The organism is Arthrobacter sp. Y3223164 (assembly GCF_059091005.1).
In genome coordinates this window covers 1-512 of the sequence record NZ_JBNHGF010000822.1, presented here as the reverse complement: position 1 = coordinate 512, position 512 = coordinate 1, and the positions used below count along the sequence as shown (strand labels likewise).

2 pseudogenes are annotated in these 512 nt (G+C 72.1%); both read left to right on the top strand.

From position 1 onward, the window contains the following. Positions 1-227, top strand: a pseudogene (locus tag AC5RUJ_RS18215) (hypothetical protein); the annotation flags it as partial. A gap of 4 nt (positions 228-231) precedes the next feature. Continuing rightward, positions 232-512 (top strand): annotated as a pseudogene (locus tag AC5RUJ_RS18210) (GNAT family N-acetyltransferase); the annotation flags it as partial.

The following is a 512-nucleotide window of genomic DNA, read 5'->3' as shown; positions in this document are numbered from 1 at the left end:
AGCGGCTCGCCGTGGCCAGGGCGCTGCTGGCCGACTCAGATGTGGTGCTGCTCGACGAACCGGCCGCGCACCTGGACCGCGACGCCGGGGACGCGTTGCTGGCCGACCTGCGCCGCGGGCTCGCAGGCAAGGCAGTGGTCATGGTGACGCACGACGAACGGCACGCCGCATGGTGCGGGCTTCGGCTGCAGCTGCCTACCGGCACGTATGCCGCTGCCCTAAGCTGAGGCAATGACCAATTCCGACCTGCCGGTCGTTCCCGGCGGAGCCCTGCGCTGGCGTCCCATGTCCGCCTCGGACATCGAGGGCTGGCGCCGGTTGATCCAGCGGATGGCCGCGGTGGACAAACCGGTCTGGACCGAGACGACGGCGGATCTGGCGGAGGCGTTCGACGACCCTGCCAACGACCCCGCTGAGTGCACCGCCCTCGGGCTGGATGCCGGCGGGACGGTGCGTGCCGTGGGCCGGGTCTACGCGAACGCCGGCTCACCGGTCGCCCACACCTGGGGCGG